This window comes from Mesobacillus sp. LC4, assembly GCF_053543455.1.
Window position 1 is genome coordinate 1,081,023 of the sequence record NZ_JBGCUB010000001.1, and the last position, 23,313, is coordinate 1,104,335.

Here is a 23,313-nt window from a genome sequence, read left to right on the forward strand (position 1 = left end):
TCTCCTCCTTACATATATTTTTTCAGTTCGTATCTTGCAATCGCTCGTTTGTGTACCTCATCAGGGCCATCCGCCAATCTTAGAGTCCTGATATTCGCCCATGCCGCTGCGAGCGTGAAGTCATCACTTACACCTGCCGCACCAAATGCCTGGATAGCCCTGTCAATGATTTTCAGTGCCATATTAGGAGCAACCACTTTAATCATCGCGATTTCGGCCTTGGCTTCTTTGTTTCCTACCGTATCCATCATGTAGGCAGCCTTCAATGTCAGGAGTCTCGCCTGCTCGATATCAATCCTTGCTTCTGCTATCCACTCCTGGATGACGCCCTGGTCGGCGAGCCTTTTTCCGAATGCAGCCCTTTGAAGAACCCGTTTTGACATCTCTTCCAGTGCACGTTCAGCCGCGCCAATCGTTCTCATGCAGTGATGGATTCTCCCTGGTCCAAGACGGCCCTGGGCAATGGCAAAGCCTTTTCCTTCTCCCCATAGCATATTGGATGCTGGCACTCTCACATTCTTGTATTCTATTTCTGCGTGTCCATGAGGCGCATGGTCGTACCCAAATACAGGCAGGATTCTTTTAATTCTTACTCCTGGTGTATCAAGAGGAACAAGAATCATAGATTGCTGTTCATGCTTCGGGGCATCTGGATCATTTTTGCCCATCACGATCGCAATCTTGCAGCGAGGATCTCCTGCACCAGATGACCACCACTTCGTCCCGTTGATGACATACTCATCTCCATCACGGACGACGCTTGCCTGGATATTCGTTGCGTCAGAGGAAGCAACATCAGGCTCCGTCATCGAGAAGCAGGACCTGATCTCGCCATCAAGGAGCGGTTTCAGCCATTGTTCCTTATGCTCTTCAGTTCCGTAACGGACGAGAACTTCCATATTGCCCGTATCAGGCGCAGCGCAATTGAACACCTCTGGCGCGATGCTTGACCTTCCCATGATTTCACAAAGCGGTGCGTACTCAAGGTTGGTAAGGCCTTCGCCGTATTGGCTCTCTGGTAAAAACAAGTTCCAAAGTCCTTTCTCTTTCGCTTTATTCTTCAGCTCTTCCATAATTGGAGGAACTTTTGAAAAAGGGTCATTCTTATCAATCTGGTCTTTGTATACCTTCTCATTTGGATAAATGTATTCATCCATGAATTCAGTCAGCCTTGCCTGGTATTCCTTGACCTTTTCCGTATGGTTGAAATTCATCCATACCACCTCTTTCTTTTTTCATACTAACTAGTAGGTATGTTGGCGTGTTAATACTCTTTTTCAAGCTGGGCAGCTATTATGTTTTTCTGGATTTCAGACGTGCCCTCATAAATTCTTGTGATCCGAGCATCACGGAAATATCTTTCAACCGGGTAATCTGATATATAACCGAGACCGCCATGAATCTGCACTGCTTTATCGGCGACCCTGTTGTAAACCTCCGATCCATAGAGCTTTAGCATGGCAGCTTCCTTGATGACCTTTTGGCTGGAATCAACCATCCAGGCAACTCGGTATGTAAAAGACCTGAGTGCTTCGATCTCAACAGCCATTTCTGCTAGCATATGGCTTACTGCCTGGTGCTTGATAATCGGTTTTCCGAACTGAATCCTCTCTTTAGCGTAGGCAACAGACATGTCAAGGAGTTTCTGGCATGACCCCAGATTACGTGCTGCGAGGCCAGCCCTTCCATTGGCCAATATTTTCAACGCATTTACATACCCTTGGCCTTCAGTTCCAAGAACATTTTCAATTGGAACCTCACAATCCTCGAACACCAATTCTGCTGAATGGGACCCCTTCAGACCCATCTTTTTTTCTACTTTGCCAAGCTCGAAGCCGGGAAAGTCCTTCTCAACGATAAACGAAGTGATTCCCTTTGCCCCTTTTTCAGAGTCAGTTACTGCCATCACTGTAAAAACACTCGCCTCAATTGCATTCGTAATATAGTGCTTCAAACCGTTGAGTACATATTTATCGCCTTTTTTGACCGCAGTCGTTTTTAGGTTGACCGCATTCGAACCGGCATCAGGTTCTGTGAGAGCAAAGGCACCGATTTTTTCTCCGGTGGCCATAGCAGGCAAATATTTTCGCTTTTGCTGCTGATTGCCCAGCTCGACGATCCCGACTGTGCCAATGCCGGTATGGGCTCCAATTAATGTTGTATAGCCATTGTGCGTCTGGCCGATCTCCTCATACAGGGCACATTTCTCCACCATTCCTATTCCTATTCCTAGTCCGCCGTATTCCTCCGGTATGCTTAATCCAAAGAGGCCCATTTCCCTGGAAAGCTGTATAATGTTTTGCGGAATTTTGTCCTCTTCTTCGATTTGCATCGCAACAGGCTCGACTTCACTCTGGATAAAATCACGAACATTTCTTTTTAACGCGAGTAAGTCTTCGTCAAAATCAAAGTTCACTGGGGTTTAACACCTCGTTTCCTCTTTTTGAATTAACAATTCCAGATACAAGTAGTGAATCGAAAGTCGATATTCCTTAAAATCACGTTATATTCCAACGTGGCATCCTCTGCCCGTTATAGCAATAAACCCAGCAATTTTATGCCGGGTTTTTGGTTACTAAGAAGCATACCGATGATAGAGGACGTCTCCCTTAATGACTTCATTGCCATTTTGATTGACTGCCTTAACGTTGAATCTAAGGATGTTCGCATTTTCCTCTGCCAGTTCAGCCTGGAGAGTGACGACATCATTCAGAAACACCATCCCTTTAAACCGAATCGTATAATCCTGAATGAATCCTTCCTCGTAAAAATCAGTGAATAGCTTTGCCAGGTTGCCCATTGTCCACATGCCATGAGCGATGATTCCCGGTAACCCAGCTTTCTTAGCTTCATCATCGATTGTATGGATTGGATTGTAATCTCCTGAGGCACCAGCATATTTGATCAGGGTAATCCGGTCGACAGGTTCAAGCTGGATCTCCTTCAGGGATTCTCCTACATTCAATTCTGCTAAGCTGCTCATCCGATCAACACCTTCCTTACTGCTTCCGTGATAATGACCGTTTGAGTGGAGGAAAAGACTAGTTTTCCCATTTCATCCTCACCAAAGCTTTCTAATACAAGGAAGCCCATCTCCCCCTGGGTTCCTTTCTTTTCGAAATAATTTTTGATCACCGAGTAACAGGTTATTTCTTCGCCTACAAGCAAAGGGCGCTCGTAATGATAAGTCTGTTCGCCATGAATCAAGCCTTTATTAGGAAGATTCAGTCCCTGTATTGTTCCGTAGTCGAAAACCCTCGGAAAGGTAGGCGGGGCAATGTTCCTGTTATATCGTGATTTTTTTCCCGTATCTTCATCAATGAAAATGGGATGAAGATCTCCGATTGCTTCAGCAAATTTCCTGACAGCCCCTCGTTCCACAATGTTTTTTACTTTATTGGATTGTTTACCAATATGTTGTTTGAACACAGGTTCTTCACCTCACATTAATTTTTTGGACCGCCAGCTACATAAATGACCTGGCCGTTAACAAAGGATGATTTTTCATCAGCAAAGAAGGCAACTGCATTGGCGATATCCGCAGGTTTTCCGCTCCTGCCGACTGGAATGCTCGCTATACTGTGTTTAATCAGGTCATCAAACGAGATGCCGATTCGAGCTGCTGTTTCTTTCGTCATTTCCGTCTCGATAAAGCCTGGAGCGACTGAATTGGCTGTTATCCCATAACGCCCCAGCTCAATTGCGAGTGTTTTAGTAAAACCCTGCAGACCTGCCTTTGCAGCTGCATAGTTTGCCTGGCCTCTGTTGCCAAGAGCGGAGGTAGACGAAATATTGACGATCCGCCCATATTTCTGTTCTACCATGTACTTCTGAGCTGCTTTAGCAGCATTGAACGAACCTTTCAAATGGACATCCATGACTGTTTGCCAATCAGAATCCGTCATTTTGAAAAGCAAATTATCGCGGATGACACCTGCATTGTTCACAAGGATGTCGACAGAGCCAAAAGTGTCATGCACCTCTTTCATTGCTTGCTCCACCTGTTCGGAGTCCGTCACATTTGCTACTTTGGAGTAAACCTCGTATCCTTTTTCACGCAGCTCATTTGTGGTTTCTGCCAATGCTTCCTCATTCAAGTCAACAAAAGCAACCTTTGCACCTTCCTCTGCGAAAAGTTGAACAATTCCTTTCCCGATTCCTCTGCTTCCTCCCGTCACAAAAGCAACCTTGCCCTCAAATCTTCCTGCCATTCTAGTTCCTCCTCTATCTATCACTCTGTTAACGCTTACAATTATCGATTAAACAAACTGGCCGATCTTCACATGTCCTTTCAAAAGATCCCTGGCGATGATCATTCGTTGGATTTCATCCGTGCCATCGTAAATTCTCCAAAGTCTTGCTTCACGATACCAGCGCTCGATCGGCAGTTCCCTTGTGTAGCCCATTCCTCCATGAATTTGCATGACGCGGTCCACAACCCTGTTCCCCATATTGGAACCATACAATTTTGCCATCGATGCCATATGCCTGTTATCTTCACCAGCATCAAGAGTATAGGCTGCATTGAGCACGAGCCATCTTGCGGCTTCGATTTCCACTGCGGAATCCGCGATCATCCATTGGATAGCTTGTCTTTCGGCAATCGGCTTGCCAAAAGTAATCCGTTCTTTTGAATAGTCGATGGCCATTTGCAGCAAGCGTTCAGCGGCTCCTATTGCCCTTGCACCAACAACCCATCTTGCAAATCCGATCCATTCCAGTCCCAGTTTATAGCCGCCATCTACTTCGCCCAGGATATTTTCCTCTGGTACACGGACGTTATCAAACACCAGCCCCGCCGGCCCCCATTCGCCCATCGTATGTATAAACTCTGATTTCCAGCCCATATCCCGGTCGACAATAAAGCAGGTCACCCCGTCACGGCCAGTGGCACGGTGCTTTTCTTTATCCGTGATCGCGATGACCATGACAAAGTCAGCCTCGTTTCCACCTGTTATAAAAGTTTTCTCACCGTTCAGTACCCATTCATTTCCGTCCTTCACAGCTGTCATTTTAATATTCCTTGTATCTGAACCGGCTCCAGGTTCTGTCATCGCAAAACATGATTTTTTCTCACCGTTGATGGTTGGAATCAGGTACTTCTGCTTTTGTTCTTCATTTCCATAGTAAAGAATGTTGTCTGCCGAACCGCCAAATTGGAAAGGCACGAACGTTTTCGAAACTTCCATCAAGACGATGGCCATCATCATCTGGCCCAAATCAGCACCGCCATATTGTTCTGGTGTATTGATCCCCCAGAAACCTGCTTCTTTAGCCTTCATCTGCAATTCATTCATTTTTCCGGGAGGAAGGCTTGGCCGTCCTTCTCTCTCATTTCTTAAGACTTCATTTTCGAGCGGCATTAATTCTTTTTCTACAAATCTGCGAATCGTTTTTTGCACCATTTTTTGTTCTTCTGTAAGGCGTAAATGCATAATTGTCACTCCCATCCTATTCTTGAATTCTGATAGTCTATTAAAAAATATATGTCATAACTTTTCATTACATACCTACCGGTTGGTATGTAAGTTTTATTTTAGATTGAACTTTCTGAAAAATCAAGTAATTTATAAAAAATGCAGGGAAATCTCCCTGCTAAAAATGAGGTAAATGATCGAGATTGTTTTCCTTAATTCCATCTGGCTCGCTCCTCAGAATATCGCGGCCATATTTATGGAATACATCAACGTGTGCAAGCTTGCCCGCTTTTGCCTCAGACAGTGCGGAAACATAATCGAGCTCTCTCCCGCTCTCAGTTTTAAAAGCAATCAGGTCACCATCATCATTTTTTCGTACGGCAACGATTTGCTCTTTTCCTGGTTGCGGTGAGTTTGCTTCCAGCTCTGCCTGCCCCTGGCTTTGTTCCTTGTATTCATTGTAAATCTGGTTAAAATCTTTACTTTCCATAAAAACACCTCCCGAACATATGTTTAGTGTTTGCTAAAGGGAGGCTTTTATACAAAAAAAGGGTGACATTAAGTCACTCCTCAAAAAGGCTGCCATGCCAATGTTCTGGCCTTATTAAACCGCTGCTCGACTTCTTTCCAGTTGACGACCTTCCACCAGTTTTCAACATATTTTGCCCGTTCGTTCTTATACTGCAGATAATAAGCATGTTCCCAAACATCCAAGACAAGTAAAGGGACAACATCCCACTGGGTTAAGTTTTGATGCTTTTCGGCCTGGAGGATTTCCAGCCTGTGGGAACGAGGTGACCAAACAAGAATTGCCCAGCCAACTGCTTCAACATTTTTGGCGGCTTCTGAAAAATGTTTTTTGAATCCGTCAAAGCTGCCGAATGAATCGTTGATTGCTTTCCCGAGCTGTCCCTTTGGCGTGCCGCCGCCATTTGGGCTCATGATGTTCCAAAAAATTGTATGGAGATAATGGCCGGCTCCATTGAAGGCTGCTTCTCTTTCCCAATGTTTAATCAAACCGAAATCCCCTGTTTGTCTTGCTTTCTGCATTTCTGTTTCCGCCTTGTTCAATCCGTTTACATAGCTCTGGTGGTGCTTTAAATGGTGAAGTCTCATGATCTGCTGATCAATCACAGGCTCAAGCGCATCGTAAGCATAAGGCAACGGAGGAAGTTTGTGGCCGCCTATAGGCACAGGCTGAAGTCTCTGGCCTTGCTGCCGATCAATTTCTGATTCAGAGCCATATAAATATCCCGCAAGCTCGTCATATAAGCTTCTGGCTTGAGCATATAGTGCTTCATCATCCATGGAATTTTCGGCATGAGCTTTCAGTGTCAGAAGATTTGCTTCCCATTGATTTAAGGCGGTTTCATCAGCGGAATCTCTAAGTTGCCCTTTTACTGAATTCCATTTCGCTTCCATCTCCTTGCACCATTCCAGCAATGAATACCTGAACCAATACCCATTCATCTTAATCCCTCCCAAAACTGCATCCATAATCAAAATATGAATAGACTCGGTAGGTGATTACTGTATTTTGGATAAAGGCTTACTTTGCTGCGTGAAAAAAGTTTATAATATGAATTATGCGAAGATTTTTATTTGAGAGGAGTTTTATTATGGCATACCCGAACACAGATGAAACATTAAATTTATTGCAGGAATTGGTCAGTATCCCCAGCCCTTCAGGAAATACAAACGAAGTCATTACATATGTAGAAAATTATTTGAAGGAATTGCAGGTTGATACAAAACGAAACCGTAAAGGAGGTTTGATTGCGACTCTTCCTGGCAAGGATCAGCTGAACCATAGAATGCTGACTGCCCATGTGGATACTCTCGGAGCGATCGTAAAAGAAATCAAGCCGAGTGGGCGTCTTAAGCTTGATTTGATTGGCGGCTTCAAGTATAACTCCATCGAAGGTGAATACTGCGAAATTGAAACCTCCAGCGGCAAAAAGTTCACCGGTACTATTTTAATGCACCAGACCTCTGTCCATGTATACAAGGATGCTGGAAAAGCAGAACGCAACCAGGACAACATGGAAGTGCGCATTGACGAAAAAGTACATAGCGCAGATGATGTCAAAGCACTTGGAATTGAAGTTGGAGATTTTGTATCGTTTGATCCGCGCGTCCAGACTACTCCTTCAGGATACATAAAATCTCGGCACCTTGATGATAAAGCAAGTGTCGCCATCATGCTTCAATTAATCAAACAAATGAAAAGCGAAAACATAGAACTGCCTTACACTACACACTTTTTAATTTCTAATAACGAAGAAATCGGCTATGGCGGGAACTCGAATATCACACCGGAAACCGTAGAGTATTTAGCAGTCGATATGGGTGCAATGGGTGATGGCCAGTCAACGGATGAGTATACAGTCTCCATCTGCGTAAAGGATGCGAGCGGCCCATATCATTACGAGCTAAGGAAAAGGCTGACACAGCTTGCGATTGACAATGAAATCGGCTACAAACTCGATATTTATCCATTCTACGGATCAGACGCATCTGCTGCTATCCGATCAGGGCACGACATCATCCATGGACTGATTGGACCGGGAATTGACTCATCACACGCATTCGAAAGAACACACAAGGATTCTATCGAGAACACAGCGAAACTCCTGTACCACTACGTACAATCTGAAATGGTATTGTAAAAGTAAAAAGGTGATCACCTGCTTAATGAGGTGATCACTTTTTTGTAATTATTGGTGTGTAGGTTCGTATAGGTGTTTGCTGCCAGCCATAATGGGCGACAAAAAGTGCTGCTTTACCTAAAAAGGGCTTTCCGCCGAATTACGGGAAAAGCAGAGTGGTTTCTTTTACCAAAAAAGAGCTCCCACTGAATTATGGGCAAAGCAGAGAGGTTGCTTTTACCGAAAAAGAGCTCTTCACTGAATTACGGGTAAAGCAGTATACTTCCATTTACCCAAGTTGACTTCACCATCGCTTTTCGGGCATCTACTCAATCTCTCCCGTTTCTTATTTCACAGCTTCCTCGCTAACCGAGTCAAATGGCCACGCTGGGAGCATTTTCGACAATGGCTTATCAACACGATAACCTAAAGCATACTCTCCTTGCATGACTGTGTGGATTTCTCGTGTCCCTTCATAAATGACGGGTGCTTTGGCGTTACGCAGATACCGTTCAACCGGGTATTCGTTGGAGAAACCATAGGCTCCATGGATTTGGACGGCATCATTTGCAGCTTCATAGGCATAGTCGCATGCCTGCCATTTTGCCAAGGAAGTTTCCCTGGTATTCCTCTTCCCCTGATTTTTCAGCCAGCCTGCACGGTAAACCAGCAAACGGGACTGTATGAGGCCGGCTTCCATCCTGGCAATCATCTGCTGTACAAGCTGGTGCCTGCCGATTTCTTTGCCAAAGGTGCTTCGTTCATGACAGTACTTCACACTGGCCTCAAGGCTTGCCATGATTGTTCCGCATGCACCCGCAGCTACTGTAAAGCGTCCATTATCCAGTGCAGACATTGCAATTTTAAAGCCATCTCCCTCCTGTCCCAGCAAATTTTCTTTTGGAACCTTTAGATTATCAAAGAAGATCTCACCGGTATTTCCGGCCCTAATACCCAACTTCCCTTTTATGGCTTTAGAGGAGAAGCCTTCCCAGGTCCTTTCCACTATAAAGGCAGAGATGCCATGGTGTTTATTGCTTTTATCTGTATAAGCAAATACAAGAAAATGATCAGCTACATCACTTAATGAGATCCATGTTTTTGATCCATTGAGTACGTAGTGATCTCCTGCGTCACGCGCCGTTGTCTGCATTGCGGCCACATCCGAACCTGCGTTAGGCTCTGTAAGCCCGAATGCTCCTACCTTCTCTCCGTTTGATTGGGGAACCAGATATTTTTGCTTTTGCTTCTCAGTTCCCCACTGGAGCAATGTCATGCTATTTAGACCGGTATGAACAGAGACCGCTGTCCTGAAGGCCGTGTCTCCGCGCTCAAGTTCCTCGCATACAATCGCAAGGGAATTGTAGTCCATTCCGCTTCCTCCATATTGCTCTGGTATACAGACACCCATGAGTCCCAAATCGGCAAGCCTTGTTAAAATACTGGTCTCGAAATGCTGTTTCTCATCCCATTCTTTTATATATGGCATGATTTCCTTATCGACAAAGCTCCTGACAGTTTTTCTCAAGAGCTCCTGTTCCTCAGTAAAATCAAAATTCATCTTCTGTGACCACTCCTTTATAGTCCTAATCTGTTAGAAACTGTAAAAAGAGGGTTAAACCCCGATTGGTTTCCCCCTAATAGATTATTACTTAACCCCAATCGGTACGACCTGCTGGCCGACAGCCTGAATCAGCTCTTTTGGCATCGGGAAGGATACGGCGGCAGGGTCCTTGGCAACGGCACTTCCAACACGTTCCAGATCTTCCTCGGTCAGGTTGTATTCTGTAAAGTCTGAAGGCAATCCAGTCTTATGCTGAAGCAGGCGCAATTTTTCAACGACTTTAGCCAGGACGGTCTCATTCTCCTCATGGGCATCAAAGTCAATTCTCAATGCAGCGGCTAGTTCTTTTACCTTTGGAAGGTACAGGCTTGGTACATATTCCATTACTACAGGCAGGAAAACAGCATTTGCCAGTCCATGAGGGATTCGGAATAATGCGCCATATGCATGGGCGAAATTATGCACCGGAATGGCATTCAATGCAAAACTGAATGCGGTGATTCCCATTAGGCTCGCCTGCAGCATTTCCATTCTCGCATCAAGATTGGAACCTTCTGCTACTGCAATTGGGAGATTTGTTTCTATCAGCCTGATTGCATGCAAAGCATGGGCGTCAGTCAGTGCAGTGGCACTTGGAGAAGCTAAAGCCTCGATCGCATGAGTCAAAGCATCAAAACCGGTAAAAGCCGTGATGGCCGGCGGCAGTCCTACAGTCAAGTCTGGATCCAGCACAGCAATATCAGCGCTGAGGAAAGGATTGATGATGTTGCCTTTCATCTGTATATCCTCATTGTAGATGACCGCGATCGGCGACACTTCTGACCCTGTACCCGCTGTTGTAGGAATGGCGATATGTGGAATTGGAATATGCGTCGCCTTTGGAAACTGTTCAAATAAAAAGCCGCCGGGGATTGCTTCCTTGATGTCGGTTAACCCTTTATGCATGGCATATTTTACTCCCTTAACCGTATCAAGCACGCTGCCGCCTCCGACTGCGAGCAACCCGTCAGCACCCACTTCCCTTGCATAACTGAGCGCATCGTTCACCGAACGGCTCTCCGCATCCTGGGCTATGTCTACATAAATCCCTGCCAGTTCAGGTCCAGATCCTTTACAGGTCAACTCGAAAATCTGGGCGACCTTGTCTACTACTCCGGCTTTTTCCAGCCCCCTGTCGCTAAAAAGAACCACTCTTTTAGACCCTAAGCCATTGAACAAATCAGGTACTAGGGCTCGGGAGTTTGACCCACTGTAAATTGCCGAACGCAGGGAGAACTGTGATAATGTTGTCGTTTGCATCCTTTTCACCTCATTAGAATTTTTTATTATTCAGCACTGTCAGAAAGCAGCAAACCATACCATGTACGCTTATGTGCTTCAGGGACCATCGAAGTGTGGACATGCTTGACTTGAGTATATGCATCGAGTGAATGCTTGCCCATCTCGCGGCCGATTCCGCTCTGCTTGTATCCGCCAAATGGAGCATCATTGCGCAGCATATGCCAGTCATTGATCCAGACGACACCAGCCTGAAGCTTGCGGGCAACCTCATAAGCTTTATTCACATCCCTGGTCCATACGCCGGCAGCAAGACCATAGATGGTATCATTCGCCATCTTGATTGCTTCGTCAAGATCTGTATATCGAATGACAGACAGCACCGGCCCGAAGATTTCTTCGCGGGCAATTTTCATGTCATTGGTTACATTTGTGAAAATCGTTGGTTCAATGAAATGTCCATTTTCACAGCCAGAAACCTTTGCTTCCTTTCCGCCGCAAACCAGGGTTGCTCCCTCTGCTTTTCCGGCTTCGATATAGGATAAAATCGTCTCTTTTTGCTTTTTGGAAATAACCGGACCCACATCACTTGCTGGGTCAAGTGGATTTCCTAGCTTGATTTTCCCGGCAAGCTTCACAAGATTCTCAACGATTACATCATGCAAATGATCCGGAACAAACAGCCTCGTGCCCGATTCACAAAGCTGGCCCGAATGCAAAAACACTCCAAATAAGCTTCCTGGCAGAGCGAGACTTAAGTCAGCATCTTCCAAAATGATGTTAGGTGATTTGCCGCCAAGCTCGAGAGTCGTGTTCTTTATTGTCCCTGCAGCAAGCTGCATCACCTTTCGGCCCACTTCAGTCGAACCTGTAAAAGCAACCTTATCAACTTTTGGGTGACTTGCCAGCTTTTCCCCAACTTCTGCACCTGGTCCAGTCACGACATTGATGACTCCAGGAGGGACGACCTGTGAAATGATTTCTGCTAGCTTCAATGTCGACAATGGAGTGTAGCTCGCTGGTTTCACCACAATCGTATTCCCCATCGCCAGTGCTGGAGCGATTTTCCATGTCGCAATCACCATTGGCAGGTTCCAAGGAGTAATCGCTGCGCAAACTCCGATTGGCTCGCGCCAGATAAAATTATGTGCCGGCCCGGGGAATGGCGGACTAGGCAGCGTTTCGGAAAATTCGTATTCTTCAACGAACTTGGCCAAAGTCTGGAACAAATCGACCATTTGTAAAATATCGTTTGCGCCAATTCTTCTAACCGTACCACCGGAACTGATGGCTTCCAGATAAGCAAGTTCCTCAGCATGGGCAGCTATTTGATAGGAAATCGCATAAAGAACCTTCGATCTGTCCTTCGGCTTCATATCCTTCCAGTCCGTTTCATCAAATGCCTTACGTGCTGCCTCAACAGCCCTGTCCACATCGGATGCATTCCCTTTTGCCACTCGTGCCACAAGCTCTCCAGTCGCTGGATTAAAGACATCAAAGGTTTCCTGGCTGTCCGCTGCTTCCCATTTTCCATTAATGAATAACGGGAACGTTTTTACATCGACATTTACTGTCATTTTGCTTCCTCCTCAATCATTTTCATTTGTTTACAGAACACCCATCTCAGTCTCTGAAACTCTATAAATCTCTTCAATCCGTTTGCCCCTTGCACGTGAAAGGATTTCCATCCTTACAGAAAGCTGTTTCATTGTAAAATTCATGGTGTCTTCAATCTGATTTCCAAAAGTGCTTACATCCTTCCCTTTGAATCCTTCCTGGTTCAGGCGGATGGCAAGCGGGGTCAGTTCCTGCATCTTCCCTTCAACATACTCGTACAAATGTGGATGCTCACAAATCAGTCTTTGCAGCAGGAAGGTTCCATAGCCAATATGCCTTGATTCATCTCTTTTCAAATTGCCGATCCCCTTGAGCAAACCTGGCATCAGACCGAGTGTTTCAAGATTTTGATAGAATGAGTAATAGCCCGTTTCAGCAAGGACCCCTTCTACGAACATATTGTAAACAGTGGCTGCTTCGGCTATGGCTTCAGGTGATTGGTCAGTAAGCAATCGGTCCATCGTTGTTGGAAGAATCTCATAGAAAATCCTTTTATACGTTTCTGTATGGTGTCCTGATAGATCACCTTTTTCCCCTAGCACATTCAGGACTAGCCGGAAGAATTCCGTATGCTTGGCTTCTTCAAACAAGAAGGTGGTTAAAAACATTTCCTCCTCCAGCCTGCCTTCCTTGGCAATAGCCATGATCAGCGGCAGCAAATCGAGGGTAACGGCTTCCTCACCAGCCTGGAACTGTGAAATCAGGCGCAGAATATCATTTTGCTGTTCGGCGTCCAACTGTTTCCAGTCTTGTTGATCCTGAGTAAAATCAATGTCAGCAGGGTTCCAGATTCCAAATTTCTTCGCTTTTTGGTATAGCCGGAAAGGAAAGGAATCTATCTGCAGTCCCCGCTTGCTGGTTGTTAATATTGTTCTTTGTTCCACTTGCAGTCCTCCTTATATTGTGATGATAGTAGCAGCTGTTTCTCTTAGACGGGTCTTGAGGATCTTGCCGACTCCATTCCGTGGCAAAGTTTCCATAAAAACAATCCGTTTCGGTGTTTTGTTTTTCGCCAAGTGGTCCTGGCAGTAATAGATCAGTTCTTCTTCCGTAACATTGTATCCGGCCTTTTTCACGACACATGCGATGATTTCCTCACCCATCGCTTCATCAGGCACCCCTACAACAGCGGCCTCTGAGACAGACTCATGGGCGTTCAGCAGCTCTTCAATATCACGTGGGTATACATTAAAACCTCCCCTGATGACCAAATCCTTTTTCCTGTCGACAATATAGAGATAGCCTTCGTTGTCTACTTTGGCCATATCACCGGTGAAAAGCCAACCTCCCTTGATTACCTTGTTTGTTTCTTCACTGTTCTGGTAGTATCCCGGGGTAACATTGTCACCTGAGACAATCAATTCGCCAACTTCTCCTGCAGGAACTTCACTTCCCTGATCATCAACGATTTTTAGGCTGACACCTGGAAGAGGAATGCCGACTGAACCTGGTTTTATTTCAATTTTTTTATTATGCGCTGTTACGATTGGGGCTGCTTCTGATAACCCATAGCCCTCAAAAACCTTCGCGCCAAACTTCTTGTTAAAACCGTTCAGTAGCGCAATGGGCAGCGGAGCCGAACCTGAGCCTATCCACTCAAGGGAGGATGTATCATATTGGGCGGCTTTGGGGCTGCCAACCATGGCTTGAATCATCGCAGGCACTGCGGAGAAAGCTTTTACCTTAAAAGTCTCAATTGCTTTGAAAGTTTCCTCTGGGTCAAACCGGGCGAAAACAACGACTGAACTTCCCGTTATATAGCACGTATTCGATATGGTAAGACCATAAACATGTGCTAACGGCAGGACGCCAATCGTAACGCCTCTTTCGGTTTCATTATGAGCTGCGGAGTTGACTGCATTGGTGTAGAGATTTTTGTGGGTCAATAGAACGCCTTTCGGATTTCCAGTCGTTCCTGAGGTGTATAAAATCACTGCGACATCGTCTTCATTTGAATTGTCCTCGGTAACAGCTAAATCGGGAGACATAAGATCATAAAGATTTATCATTTCGTCACTGCCAGGAAGATCTGCAACAACCAGGATTGGTTTGACTTCAAGGCTTTCGATTGCCTTTTTCATATTTTCTGCTGTATAGGAAGAGGCAATGACAACTTTAGCTTCGCAATTTTTGATGATGTATTGTATTTCTTTTGGGTGAAGGGTGAACATAATCGGAACAATCACTGCGCCGCTCCTGGTGATTCCTTGATAAGAGTAAATCACCTCTGGGTTATTTGGCATACAGACGACAATCCGGTCCCCTTTTCCCACACCGAGCTTATGGAGACCATTCGCAATTTGGTCAGCATAAAGCTTCGTTTCAATGTTTGTATACTGCTGGTCTTTATAATAGATAAATGGGTATTCACCGTAATGACTGATATTATTTTCAAGCAGATCTTTCAGCTTCATTTAATCCACTCCTGTTAAAAAGTTCAAGAAGCTATGGCAACTATCAGATCAGTTTGTAATAAATAATTGAGTCTCTTTCCTCTTTCATCACCTCATTTCGGGCTTCCATCAAATCAAGATGACCCTGTATTTGGGAGAGCCCAAGAAACACGATCTCGCCCTTTAAGTGCGGGTAGATCCTCTGGCAAATCTCAAAGACATTTTTATCCCCCTCATTTAATACCTTGAGTATTTGCTGGCAGCGTGCATCCTGCTGAGCCAATCTTTTATCAATGAGTTCCGTGTGCTGTGTGAAGGGTAATCCATGTCCTGAATAACATTTCCCAAGCTGTATGCACCTTGAACGAATCAGGGATTCCCTGTATTGGATTAAGGGAGATGGACGATGCTTCTCTCCTGGTACAGGAGGTTCGATAAAAGCGTTGACTGCCAGTTCCGGAATAATATGGTCCCCGACAAACGTAATTCCCTGCTCCTCATTAATCAGAAGGATATCTGTCTGGCTATGTCCAGGGACGTGCATCACACTGTATGATTTTCCACCTATGTAAATATCATCACCTTCGCTGACAAAATGGACATCCTTCCAAATTTCTTCCTTGTATTTTCGCGGGTGCTGATGAACGGAAGGATCAGCACCACATTCCTTTAAGAAATCATTAAAAAACTGATTGAGTCTATTAAACTCAGTTTCCCCTCCTGTAACTACTGGCCTGGCAAGCTCATGTACATACACTGGGAGGCTGGCTTCCTGCTGGATCAGGCTGACTCCTCCACAATGGTCCGTATGCATATGGGTGACAATGATATGGTCAAAGTCTTTAAACGTCAGATTGTGCTCATTTAATAGAGATTTAAGCTGGTAAAAGGATTTCTCGCCTGGGTTGCCTGTATCTATGAGTGTTGCTGATTCACCAATAACAGCATACACGACAACGATTCCTTCAGAAAAAGGCGAATCCAGCGTAAGAGGTATAATTTTTTGAATAGGTCATCGCCCCTTTCTATTAGAATCTAATTCTGCACCAGAGAACTGTTTCTAGGAAACTACCTTTGCCGGAGCGCCAGTGAACAGTCCGGCAGCATTACCGCCGAGCATTTTATCAATTTGTGTTTCAGATACTCCATTTTCCCTAAGCTGTGGAAGGATATTATTGAAAATATGTCCTGGCTGCCAGTTTTCCATGATTTTCGCTGCTTGCTCCGGCATAACAGGCGGGCGGCCTAACCAGATATTCACAGTATCATGTGCCAGTAAAATTTGATCTTCATATCCATCATTAAGTAAAGCCAATAAAGTCTGTACCCGTTCCTGGTCAAAAGGTGCTCCAACCATTCCCTGGATGCCAAAACGGTCCAGTCCGATCCTGACTCCGAGATCCATTACCTGTTTATGATATTCAGGGTCGGTGTTTCCACACATATGGCCGATAATGATTTTGCCTGGATCTGCTCCATTCTCGATCAACAGCCTGACCTGTTCAGGTCCCATCGTACCTTCCTGGGTGTGTGTGAGGATTACTGCGCCAGTTTCCTGCTGTACACGGGCGCCTGCGCGGAAAAACAATTTTTCATACTCTGTGATTTCATCCTTGCTTGAAGCGAGCTTGATCACCCCAGGTTTGATTCCGGAACCTGCGATTCCTTCGGTGAGCTCTTTCTTGAACATTTGATAGATTTCCTCTTCTGCTGTCCCCAGGGCCTGCCGAAACTTAAAGTAAGGGGTTGCCCCTTCGCCTTCGTAATAGTAGCCGGTCGCACAAATTATCTGGAGACCAGTCGTTTCAGAGATTTTCTTTAAAAACTCCGGGTTCCTTCCACATTCATTTGGTGTCGGATCCACGACTGTCTTCACACCGAAACTCTGTATATACCTGGCAATGTTAATTGCCTCTTCCAGGGCTGATTCCTCATTAAAAGCACCCAATGTTACATCTCCCTGGAAACCAGGATATCCAAAGATAAAGTGCTCATGTATCAGTGTCTTTCCCAATTGCTCTGCTTTGATAGGACCAGTTACTGTATTAATACTTGCCATTCAGCACACCCCTTATTAAGGTTTTAGAATCAATTTACCCTTCGTCTGCCGTGATTGTAAAAGCCGATGGACTTCTGCTGCCTGCTCGAGTGAGAATATTCCTCCGATTGTCAGCTTTAATTGTCCCTTTGATAAATAACCAAGCATTTCAGCCATACTTGATTGAATCAATGCTGGCTTCCTCATGATTTGCGGCAAGAAAAAACCGATGACTGATTGGTTCCGTGCCATCAAGGATGATGGATAAAAGCGGCTCTGCTCCCCGCTGGCCACTCCATAGATCACGAGTCGGCCAAATGTGGCAAGACATTTAAGCGTTTTGTTGAAAATCTCGCCGCCTGCCATTTCGAGGGCAACATCGACCCCTTTGCGGCCGGTCGCCTCAAGAACCTTTTCTTCCCAACCTTGTTCCGTATAATTGATCAGCACATCAGCTCCCATATCAGCGGCCAATGCCAATTTATCATCTGTGCTAGCAGTCGCTATTACCTTGCTTGCGCCTGATAGTTTGGCAAGTTGGACAGCCAGCGTGCCGACTCCTCCGGCTGCAGCGTGGACTAGAACAGTTTCTCCTGCTTCCAGGCGTCCCATCGTTTTCAGGATATGATAAGCACTCAGACCCTGAAGCGGGAGTGCGACCGCCTGCTCAAATTCCATCTTCTCCTGTAAAGGAATCAATCCACGGCTGTCAGCCAGCGCAAACTCAGCGTAACCTCCAGATTCAATCAGGGTAACCACACGGTCTCCTGCCTGAACATTTGTGACGGATTCTCCTGTTTCTACTACTACTCCCGCAATCTCTGCACCAGGGATAAACGGAAGTTTTGTTGGAACAACATACTGTCCTTCTCTTCTTGCAGTGTCAGCATAGTTGACCCCAATCGCATGGATTTCGATTAATACCTGATGCCCTTCAGGAACTGGGCGTTGGAGCTCTACTACCTGAAGAACCTCCGGACCGCCATATTCTTTCAGTTGAATTGCTTTCATGATTTGCCTCCTCGTTAATTGCCTGTAAAGTTTGGCTTTCTTTTTTCTTTGAAGGCTGCAATGCCTTCTTGATGATCTTCCGTAGAAACCATCATCGTCTGTGTAATCCTTTCCTGCTCAAGAATCTCTTCAAGCATAGCTGTCATGGAATGGTCAACCAGTTTTTTGATCATACCGTATGCCCTGGTCGGCCCATTCGCAAGAAGGCCAGCTAGCTTAAGCGTCTCTTCCTGTAATTGTGCAGCAGGGACAAGATGGTTTATCACGCCCAGCTGGTATAACCGCTGTGCCGGTATTGGTTCTGCAGTGAACATAAATTGTTTTGCCAGGTGAGGACCTACTAATCTTGGGACAAAATAGGAACCTCCGCCATCTGAGACAAGGCCAACCTGCGAAAAGCTAAGCGCAAATTGACTTTCTTCCGCAGCGACAATTAAGTCACAAGCAAGTGCGAGATTAAAACCTGCGCCAGCAGCAAAGCCATGGACCGCTGCAATAATCGGCTTCTCCAAAGCTTTCATTGCAAGGATACATTCGTTCAGCCTGCCTATATGGTCATATACTCCTGCCGCGTTTGCCTGGCCCATCGTTTTTACATCGCCGCCAGCACTGAACGATCGGCCGGCGCCAGACAAAACGATTACTTTTACCTCAGGGTCAAGCTGTGCCTCTCTTAATTCCTCCGTCAGTGTTAGAATCATTTCCGGACTGAAGGCATTCAAGCTTTCGGGTCTGTTCAATGTTAAGGAAAGTACTGCCCCATTTTTGTTCTTGACCAAATGGTCACTACTTTTTACATTCGTCAAATCAATCATCCTTTCTCGGATTTAATAGAATCATAAATTTATTTAATCAGCCAGCCGCCATCAACCAGGATGTCAGAACCCGTCATGTAAGAAGCTTCCGGTGAAGCGACAAAAGCAATCACATTTGCGATTTCATCGGGCTTGCCAGCTCGCTTCAAGGCTGTATTTTTTCTGATTGCTTTTACAAATTGTTCATTTTGCATTCCCTGCTCAGTCAGCGGAGTTTCCACGAATCCAGGTGATACGGAATTGACCCTGATCCCGAAAGGAGACAATTCCAGAGCCAATGCTTTAGTAAAATTGATGACACCCGCTTTTGCTGCACTATAATGAGGGATATGCGCACCGGCCTGGTGACCGGATAAGCTGGCCACGTTCACGATCGAGCGGTTTTGCGGGAAATCTCTTTTTTCGTCTGAGTGATCAGCCATGAGTTTTCCAAGCACTTTCGAAACGAGGAAAACGCTTTTTAGATTCGTATTTTGTACAAAATCCCAATCACTTGCCGAAGTCTCCATTATTTTTGAGTGGACCGAACCGCCGGCATTATTGACTAGAACATGCAATTCGCCAAATTGCTCTTCCACGTATTCTGCTAACTCGATAACATCTTCCTCATCTGTTACGTCAGCAGGGAAGATTTCAGCTCTCGGAAGTTTGAATGATTCATTTATTTCGTTTGCCGCGCTCTCAAGTTTGGATTTCGTCCGTCCAACCAAAAGTACTTTTGCTCCTTCACTTGCAAACCGGGCGGCGGCCGCTTTCCCGATTCCACTCCCTGCTCCGGTAACTAGAACCACTGTGTCTGCGAATCTCAATCCTTTCACCTCCTGGATTTTAACGGAATATTCAGTTATTTACGCGCTGGCAGTAAATAACTTTTCAGCCCTTCTTTCAACAAGTCGGGTAATACCTCACTATTCTGGTTTTTAAAATCATAATACACAATAATTGCGGTGCCTTTAGCAATCAACTGCTGGGTCTGAGAGCATACAATGTCATGCTCAAGCTGGAAGCTTTTTGAACCTATTCTTGAAACATAAGTTTTTACAGTCAATAGCTGGTCGAAATAACCCTGGCTGACAAAATCACATTTAGTGGAAGCCAAAATGAATTTCCAATCGTTCAATTCCATGCTATATCCTAATGTTTCAAAAAAACGGATTCTCGCCTCCTCCAGATAGACAAAATAACTGGTATTGTTGATATGTCCCAGCGCATCTGTCTCGCCAAAACGTGCCTGAACCTGGATTTCCTGCATGCATCTCTCCTCTTTCTCTCTGATTATTATTTTTTGTACTAACCGGTTGGTATGTAAGTGGCGTAGAAAGAGGCCAGGCTTTCTACACCTCTCCCTACAATAGTATACTTCAGTTGACTTCGATTCCCTTCAGTATCATTTCGACAAAAATTTCCGCCACTTCCCGATCAGAAACTTTCCCTTGTGGATTGAACCACTGGTAGCTCCAGTTTGCAGCGCCCAGTATACCAAATGTCACAATGATTGGATTCAAATCCTTACGGAATTCACCGCTTTCGATCCCTTCGCGAATGAGCCGTTCGACGTTCAATCTGAATTGGTCGCGTTTAGCGACAATCTGGGCCAGACGATCATCACTTAAGTGGCGCATTTCCCTGAAAAAGATTTTTGCGGATGCTCCTTTGGATTTAATGCTGCTGATCAGCATATAAACGATATCGAATATTTTTTGCTTGCTTGTTGATGTCTCGGCGAGAATTTCTTCCTGACGGCCTAGTAATTCGTCAATATATCTCAGGTGAATGTCCATCAGTAATTCTTCTTTGCTGGAAAAATAATAATAGAAAGAACCTTTTGTCACCCCTAGAGAATCGACGATATCCTGGATCGATGTTTCACTGAAGCCTTTCTTCTCAAACAATTTTATGCTGTGTGCGGTAATTTTTTCTTTCACTATGCTGTCCTCGCAATCCTAACTAGTCTGTACAGAAATTATACCATATTTTACCCCCTGTCCCATTGGGTTTAAAGTATTTATCTGCTCTTCACTTCTTCTCTTAGGGCTCTTCGCAAAATTTTGCCAACACTTGTCTTCGGAAGCTGTTCACGGAATTCGACGACGTTTGGAACCTTGTATGCGGCCATATTTTCACGGCAAAATTCCTTTATCTGATCCTCATCCGCCTCCTTGCCTGCTTTGAGGACGATCACTGCTTTGACAGCCTCGCCACGGTATTCATCAGGGATGCCAATGACAACCGCCTCCTGTACAGCTGGGTGCTCATAAAGGACTTCCTCAATATCACGCGGATAAATATTATATCCGCTCGCGATGATCATGTCTTTTTTCCTGTCGACAATATAGAGATATCCGTCTTCATCAACTTTAGCGATATCTCCTGTATATAGCCATCCATCTCTTAAGGTGTTGGCTGTCTCCTCCGGCATATTCCAGTAGCCTTTCATGACCTGTGGGCCTTTGAGGATGACTTCACCCAGCTCTCCAGTTGGAACGTCTTTTGTACCTGTTGCCAGGTCGACGATTCTGTATTCCGTTGAAGGCATGCCGATCCCGACACTGCCAGGCTTTCTCTCCGCAAAGCTTGGATTACAATGTGTAGTAGGAGAGGCTTCGGATAGGCCATAGCCTTCAAGGATTTTTGAGCCGGTTTTTCTCTCGAATTCTTTCATCAGCTCTACTGGCATTGGTGCGCTGCCGCTGTTGCAAATTTCTATGCTGCCAATTCCATACTCCTCTGCCTTCGGATGGTTCGTAATGGCGACGTACATTGTCGGAACGCCTGGGAACATGGTGGGTTGCTCATTTTTAATTGTATTCAGGACCTCTTCCAGATCGAAACGTGGCAATAAGATGATTTCTGCTCCTGTATAGATTGATAGATTCATGCATGCTGTCATCCCGAATACATGGAACAGGGGGATGACCGTCAATGAACGCTCAACCCCAGGTTTGATGTCATGCTTGAAAAATTCATATGATTGCAGTACGTTTGCAAGCAGATTCCGATGGGTCAGCATCGCACCCTTGGATCTTCCTGTAGTGCCGCCCGTATACTGCAGGACAGCGACGTCTTCAGCTGGATTAACATCCACTACAGATGTCCTGCCGCTGCTTTCTGCTAAAAACGCTTCGAATTTTTTATCCGGTACAAAAGTATGTTCGGTAGGCTGAAGGCTGACAACGATAATATTTCTTAGTTTGGTAGAAGCCTGAACACTTTTAACCTTGGAATAAAGCGCATCAAACACAACAATCGTTTCTGCTCCTGAATCATTAAGGATGTATTCAAGTTCGCGTTCAACGGACATTGGGTTAACCTGGGTAATGATCGCACCTGCGGTCAATATACCAAAATAGGATATGACGTATTGAGGGCAATTTGGAAGCATGATGGCAACCCTGTCTCCACCCTCCACACCGCTGTTTTGCAGGGCTGAAGCAAAATGTGTAACTGTTTGGGATAGTTGCTCATAAGTGACTTTTCTGCCATAGAAAGATAAGGCATTATTTTGAGGATACTTCTCAGCTGATTCTCGCAGCATTTGTGGCAAAGATTTTTCAGGAACTGTGATTGTGGACGCAATGGAGTCAGGATACTTGGAAAGCCAGACATTATTCTCGCTCATTTAATTTCCCCCATTCAAATAATTACTTGAAATTTATGGCTAAAATGTCAGTCCACCGCCGTCGACTGACAAAGTGGCACCGGTAATAAAAGAAGCTTCATCAGAAGCGAGGAACAGAACCGCATTAGCGACCTCCTCGGGTGTCCCGATCCTGCCTAAGGCATTGGCCCTTGAAATGATTGGCCATCTGCGTTCATCATTTTTCCATCCTTCTATGATCTGTGTATCAATGACACCAGGTGCAATGGCGTTTACACGAATATGATCTTTGCCATATTCCAATGCTGCATTCTTTGTCAGCAGGATGACCCCGGCTTTCGATGCATTGTAAGCTGCAAGATACTTTTGCCCCTTTATCCCAAGCAAGCTTGAGGTGTTGATGATTGCGCCGCCGCCAGCCTTCTTCATTTCGGGAACTGCATGTTTAATACCGAGGAAAACACCTTTAAGGTTAATATCAATGATCTGGTCCCAGTCATCTTCCTCGAGATCGACACTATTTACATTCGGATTCCCTATCCCTGCGTTGTTAAAGAGAATATCCAGCTTACCGAAGGCTTCGACAGTTACGGAAACGAGTTCCTTCACTTGTTTGGAATCGCTTACATTTGTCTCTACAAAAAGAGCGCTGCCTCCCTGTTGCTCAATGAGGTCAGCTGTCTCCCGGCCGCCATCGACATTCATATCCGCGATACCAACCTGAGCTCCTTCACGAGCGAAGCGGAGTGCGGCTGCACGTCCTATTCCACTGGCACCGCCAGTTATAATTGCCGTCTTAGTCACTAACCTCATTATATTCCCCCTATAGTTTTCTACTAACCGGTCGGTATGTATTGATAACTTTATTATAACGTTTATATTGAAATATTCAACTATTAGTCTAAATATTCTAATAAATTAGTAAATAATACTA

General features: G+C 45.2%; 23 protein-coding genes. 1 reads left to right on the forward strand and 22 read right to left on the reverse strand.

Going from position 1 to position 23,313, the window contains the following annotated elements; genetic code table 11:
* Positions 1-8: 8 nt before the first annotated feature.
* The 8 genes from AB5I83_RS05570 to AB5I83_RS05605 form a co-directional block, all read right to left on the reverse strand.
* Positions 9-1,214: an acyl-CoA dehydrogenase gene (locus AB5I83_RS05570; RefSeq protein WP_448973473.1), complete on the reverse strand. Its 1,206-nt coding sequence runs from the start codon at positions 1,212-1,214 to the stop codon at positions 9-11.
* A gap of 50 nt (positions 1,215-1,264) precedes the next feature.
* Positions 1,265-2,416 carry an acyl-CoA dehydrogenase family protein gene (locus AB5I83_RS05575; RefSeq protein WP_448973475.1) on the reverse strand — a complete coding sequence of 384 codons (1,152 nt, stop codon included), beginning with the start codon at positions 2,414-2,416 and terminating at the stop codon, positions 1,265-1,267.
* A 159-nt stretch (positions 2,417-2,575) separates the two neighbouring features.
* Entirely contained in the window at positions 2,576-2,983 is a 408-nt protein-coding gene (locus AB5I83_RS05580; protein ID WP_448973477.1) for a MaoC/PaaZ C-terminal domain-containing protein, read from the reverse strand.
* On the reverse strand, positions 2,980-3,429 hold the full coding sequence (locus AB5I83_RS05585; RefSeq protein ID WP_448973478.1) for a MaoC family dehydratase N-terminal domain-containing protein: 450 nt from the start codon (positions 3,427-3,429) through the stop codon (positions 2,980-2,982). The genes AB5I83_RS05580 and AB5I83_RS05585 overlap by 4 nt, the downstream gene beginning before the upstream one ends.
* Positions 3,430-3,446: 17 nt before the next feature.
* The gene (locus AB5I83_RS05590) at positions 3,447-4,211 is read right to left on the reverse strand and encodes a beta-ketoacyl-ACP reductase (RefSeq protein WP_448973480.1); all 765 of its coding nucleotides are present in this window, start codon (positions 4,209-4,211) and stop codon (positions 3,447-3,449) included.
* A 48-nt stretch (positions 4,212-4,259) separates the two neighbouring features.
* The gene (locus AB5I83_RS05595; RefSeq protein WP_226084968.1) at positions 4,260-5,435 is read right to left on the reverse strand and encodes an acyl-CoA dehydrogenase family protein; all 1,176 of its coding nucleotides are present in this window, start codon (positions 5,433-5,435) and stop codon (positions 4,260-4,262) included.
* 160 nt (positions 5,436-5,595) lie between these two features.
* Entirely contained in the window at positions 5,596-5,907 is a 312-nt protein-coding gene (locus tag AB5I83_RS05600; protein ID WP_226641757.1) for a DUF3892 domain-containing protein, read from the reverse strand.
* An 80-nt stretch (positions 5,908-5,987) separates the two neighbouring features.
* Positions 5,988-6,887, reverse strand: a complete 900-nt coding sequence (locus AB5I83_RS05605) for a superoxide dismutase (protein ID WP_448973482.1) — start codon at positions 6,885-6,887, stop codon at positions 5,988-5,990.
* Between the two features lie 149 nt (positions 6,888-7,036).
* Between AB5I83_RS05605 and AB5I83_RS05610 the strand changes: the two genes are divergently transcribed.
* Positions 7,037-8,086 (forward strand): M42 family metallopeptidase, encoded by a 1,050-nt coding sequence (locus tag AB5I83_RS05610; RefSeq protein ID WP_448973484.1) that lies wholly within the window; start codon positions 7,037-7,039, stop codon positions 8,084-8,086.
* 325 nt (positions 8,087-8,411) lie between these two features.
* On the opposite strand, the gene AB5I83_RS05615 is transcribed toward AB5I83_RS05610, so the two are convergent.
* The 14 genes from AB5I83_RS05615 to AB5I83_RS05680 form a co-directional block, all read right to left on the reverse strand.
* Positions 8,412-9,626: an acyl-CoA dehydrogenase family protein gene (locus tag AB5I83_RS05615; RefSeq protein WP_448973485.1), complete on the reverse strand. Its 1,215-nt coding sequence runs from the start codon at positions 9,624-9,626 to the stop codon at positions 8,412-8,414.
* 87 nt (positions 9,627-9,713) lie between these two features.
* Positions 9,714-10,928, reverse strand: coding sequence for an iron-containing alcohol dehydrogenase (locus AB5I83_RS05620; protein ID WP_448973487.1), 1,215 nt, complete (start codon positions 10,926-10,928; stop codon positions 9,714-9,716).
* Between the two features lie 26 nt (positions 10,929-10,954).
* Positions 10,955-12,484 (reverse strand): aldehyde dehydrogenase family protein, encoded by a 1,530-nt coding sequence (locus AB5I83_RS05625; protein WP_448973489.1) that lies wholly within the window; start codon positions 12,482-12,484, stop codon positions 10,955-10,957.
* Between the two features lie 30 nt (positions 12,485-12,514).
* Complete coding sequence (locus AB5I83_RS05630) at positions 12,515-13,408, reverse strand: R2-like ligand-binding oxidase (RefSeq protein WP_448973491.1); 894 nt, start codon at positions 13,406-13,408, stop codon at positions 12,515-12,517.
* A 12-nt stretch (positions 13,409-13,420) separates the two neighbouring features.
* Positions 13,421-14,938: a class I adenylate-forming enzyme family protein gene (locus tag AB5I83_RS05635; RefSeq protein WP_448973493.1), complete on the reverse strand. Its 1,518-nt coding sequence runs from the start codon at positions 14,936-14,938 to the stop codon at positions 13,421-13,423.
* Between the two features lie 43 nt (positions 14,939-14,981).
* Positions 14,982-15,869, reverse strand: coding sequence for an MBL fold metallo-hydrolase (locus AB5I83_RS05640; protein ID WP_448973495.1), 888 nt, complete (start codon positions 15,867-15,869; stop codon positions 14,982-14,984).
* 108 nt (positions 15,870-15,977) lie between these two features.
* The gene (locus AB5I83_RS05645; protein WP_448973496.1) at positions 15,978-16,976 is read right to left on the reverse strand and encodes a phosphotriesterase family protein; all 999 of its coding nucleotides are present in this window, start codon (positions 16,974-16,976) and stop codon (positions 15,978-15,980) included.
* Positions 16,977-16,991: 15 nt separating this feature from the next.
* Complete coding sequence (locus AB5I83_RS05650; protein ID WP_448973498.1) at positions 16,992-17,966, reverse strand: quinone oxidoreductase family protein; 975 nt, start codon at positions 17,964-17,966, stop codon at positions 16,992-16,994.
* A gap of 14 nt (positions 17,967-17,980) precedes the next feature.
* On the reverse strand, positions 17,981-18,772 hold the full coding sequence (locus tag AB5I83_RS05655; RefSeq protein WP_448973499.1) for an enoyl-CoA hydratase/isomerase family protein: 792 nt from the start codon (positions 18,770-18,772) through the stop codon (positions 17,981-17,983).
* A gap of 38 nt (positions 18,773-18,810) precedes the next feature.
* Entirely contained in the window at positions 18,811-19,590 is a 780-nt protein-coding gene (locus AB5I83_RS05660; protein ID WP_448973501.1) for an SDR family NAD(P)-dependent oxidoreductase, read from the reverse strand.
* A 35-nt stretch (positions 19,591-19,625) separates the two neighbouring features.
* On the reverse strand, positions 19,626-20,033 hold the full coding sequence (locus tag AB5I83_RS05665) for an acyl-CoA thioesterase (protein WP_448973503.1): 408 nt from the start codon (positions 20,031-20,033) through the stop codon (positions 19,626-19,628).
* 109 nt (positions 20,034-20,142) lie between these two features.
* Positions 20,143-20,706, reverse strand: coding sequence for a TetR family transcriptional regulator (locus AB5I83_RS05670; protein ID WP_448973505.1), 564 nt, complete (start codon positions 20,704-20,706; stop codon positions 20,143-20,145).
* Positions 20,707-20,786: 80 nt separating this feature from the next.
* Positions 20,787-22,400: a long-chain-fatty-acid--CoA ligase gene (locus AB5I83_RS05675; RefSeq protein ID WP_448973507.1), complete on the reverse strand. Its 1,614-nt coding sequence runs from the start codon at positions 22,398-22,400 to the stop codon at positions 20,787-20,789.
* A gap of 39 nt (positions 22,401-22,439) precedes the next feature.
* The gene (locus AB5I83_RS05680) at positions 22,440-23,192 is read right to left on the reverse strand and encodes an SDR family NAD(P)-dependent oxidoreductase (protein ID WP_448973509.1); all 753 of its coding nucleotides are present in this window, start codon (positions 23,190-23,192) and stop codon (positions 22,440-22,442) included.
* Between the last annotated feature and the right edge of the window lie 121 nt (positions 23,193-23,313).

Coding starts and splice junctions, on each gene's coding strand:
- AB5I83_RS05570 (WP_448973473.1), bottom strand. CDS start 1,214: ATGAATTTCAACCATACGGAAAAGGTCAAGGAATACCAGGCAAGGCTG.
- AB5I83_RS05580 (WP_448973477.1), bottom strand. CDS start 2,983: ATGAGCAGCTTAGCAGAATTGAATGTAGGAGAATCCCTGAAGGAGATC.
- AB5I83_RS05590 (WP_448973480.1), bottom strand. CDS start 4,211: ATGGCAGGAAGATTTGAGGGCAAGGTTGCTTTTGTGACGGGAGGAAGC.
- AB5I83_RS05595 (WP_226084968.1), bottom strand. CDS start 5,435: ATGCATTTACGCCTTACAGAAGAACAAAAAATGGTGCAAAAAACGATT.
- AB5I83_RS05600 (WP_226641757.1), bottom strand. CDS start 5,907: ATGGAAAGTAAAGATTTTAACCAGATTTACAATGAATACAAGGAACAA.
- AB5I83_RS05605 (WP_448973482.1), bottom strand. CDS start 6,887: ATGAATGGGTATTGGTTCAGGTATTCATTGCTGGAATGGTGCAAGGAG.
- AB5I83_RS05610 (WP_448973484.1), top strand. CDS start 7,037: ATGGCATACCCGAACACAGATGAAACATTAAATTTATTGCAGGAATTG.
- AB5I83_RS05615 (WP_448973485.1), bottom strand. CDS start 9,626: ATGAATTTTGATTTTACTGAGGAACAGGAGCTCTTGAGAAAAACTGTC.
- AB5I83_RS05620 (WP_448973487.1), bottom strand. CDS start 10,928: ATGCAAACGACAACATTATCACAGTTCTCCCTGCGTTCGGCAATTTAC.
- AB5I83_RS05625 (WP_448973489.1), bottom strand. CDS start 12,484: ATGACAGTAAATGTCGATGTAAAAACGTTCCCGTTATTCATTAATGGA.
- AB5I83_RS05635 (WP_448973493.1), bottom strand. CDS start 14,938: ATGAAGCTGAAAGATCTGCTTGAAAATAATATCAGTCATTACGGTGAA.
- AB5I83_RS05645 (WP_448973496.1), bottom strand. CDS start 16,976: ATGGCAAGTATTAATACAGTAACTGGTCCTATCAAAGCAGAGCAATTG.
- AB5I83_RS05650 (WP_448973498.1), bottom strand. CDS start 17,966: ATGAAAGCAATTCAACTGAAAGAATATGGCGGTCCGGAGGTTCTTCAG.
- AB5I83_RS05665 (WP_448973503.1), bottom strand. CDS start 20,033: ATGCAGGAAATCCAGGTTCAGGCACGTTTTGGCGAGACAGATGCGCTG.
- AB5I83_RS05675 (WP_448973507.1), bottom strand. CDS start 22,400: ATGAGCGAGAATAATGTCTGGCTTTCCAAGTATCCTGACTCCATTGCG.
- AB5I83_RS05680 (WP_448973509.1), bottom strand. CDS start 23,192: ATGAGGTTAGTGACTAAGACGGCAATTATAACTGGCGGTGCCAGTGGA.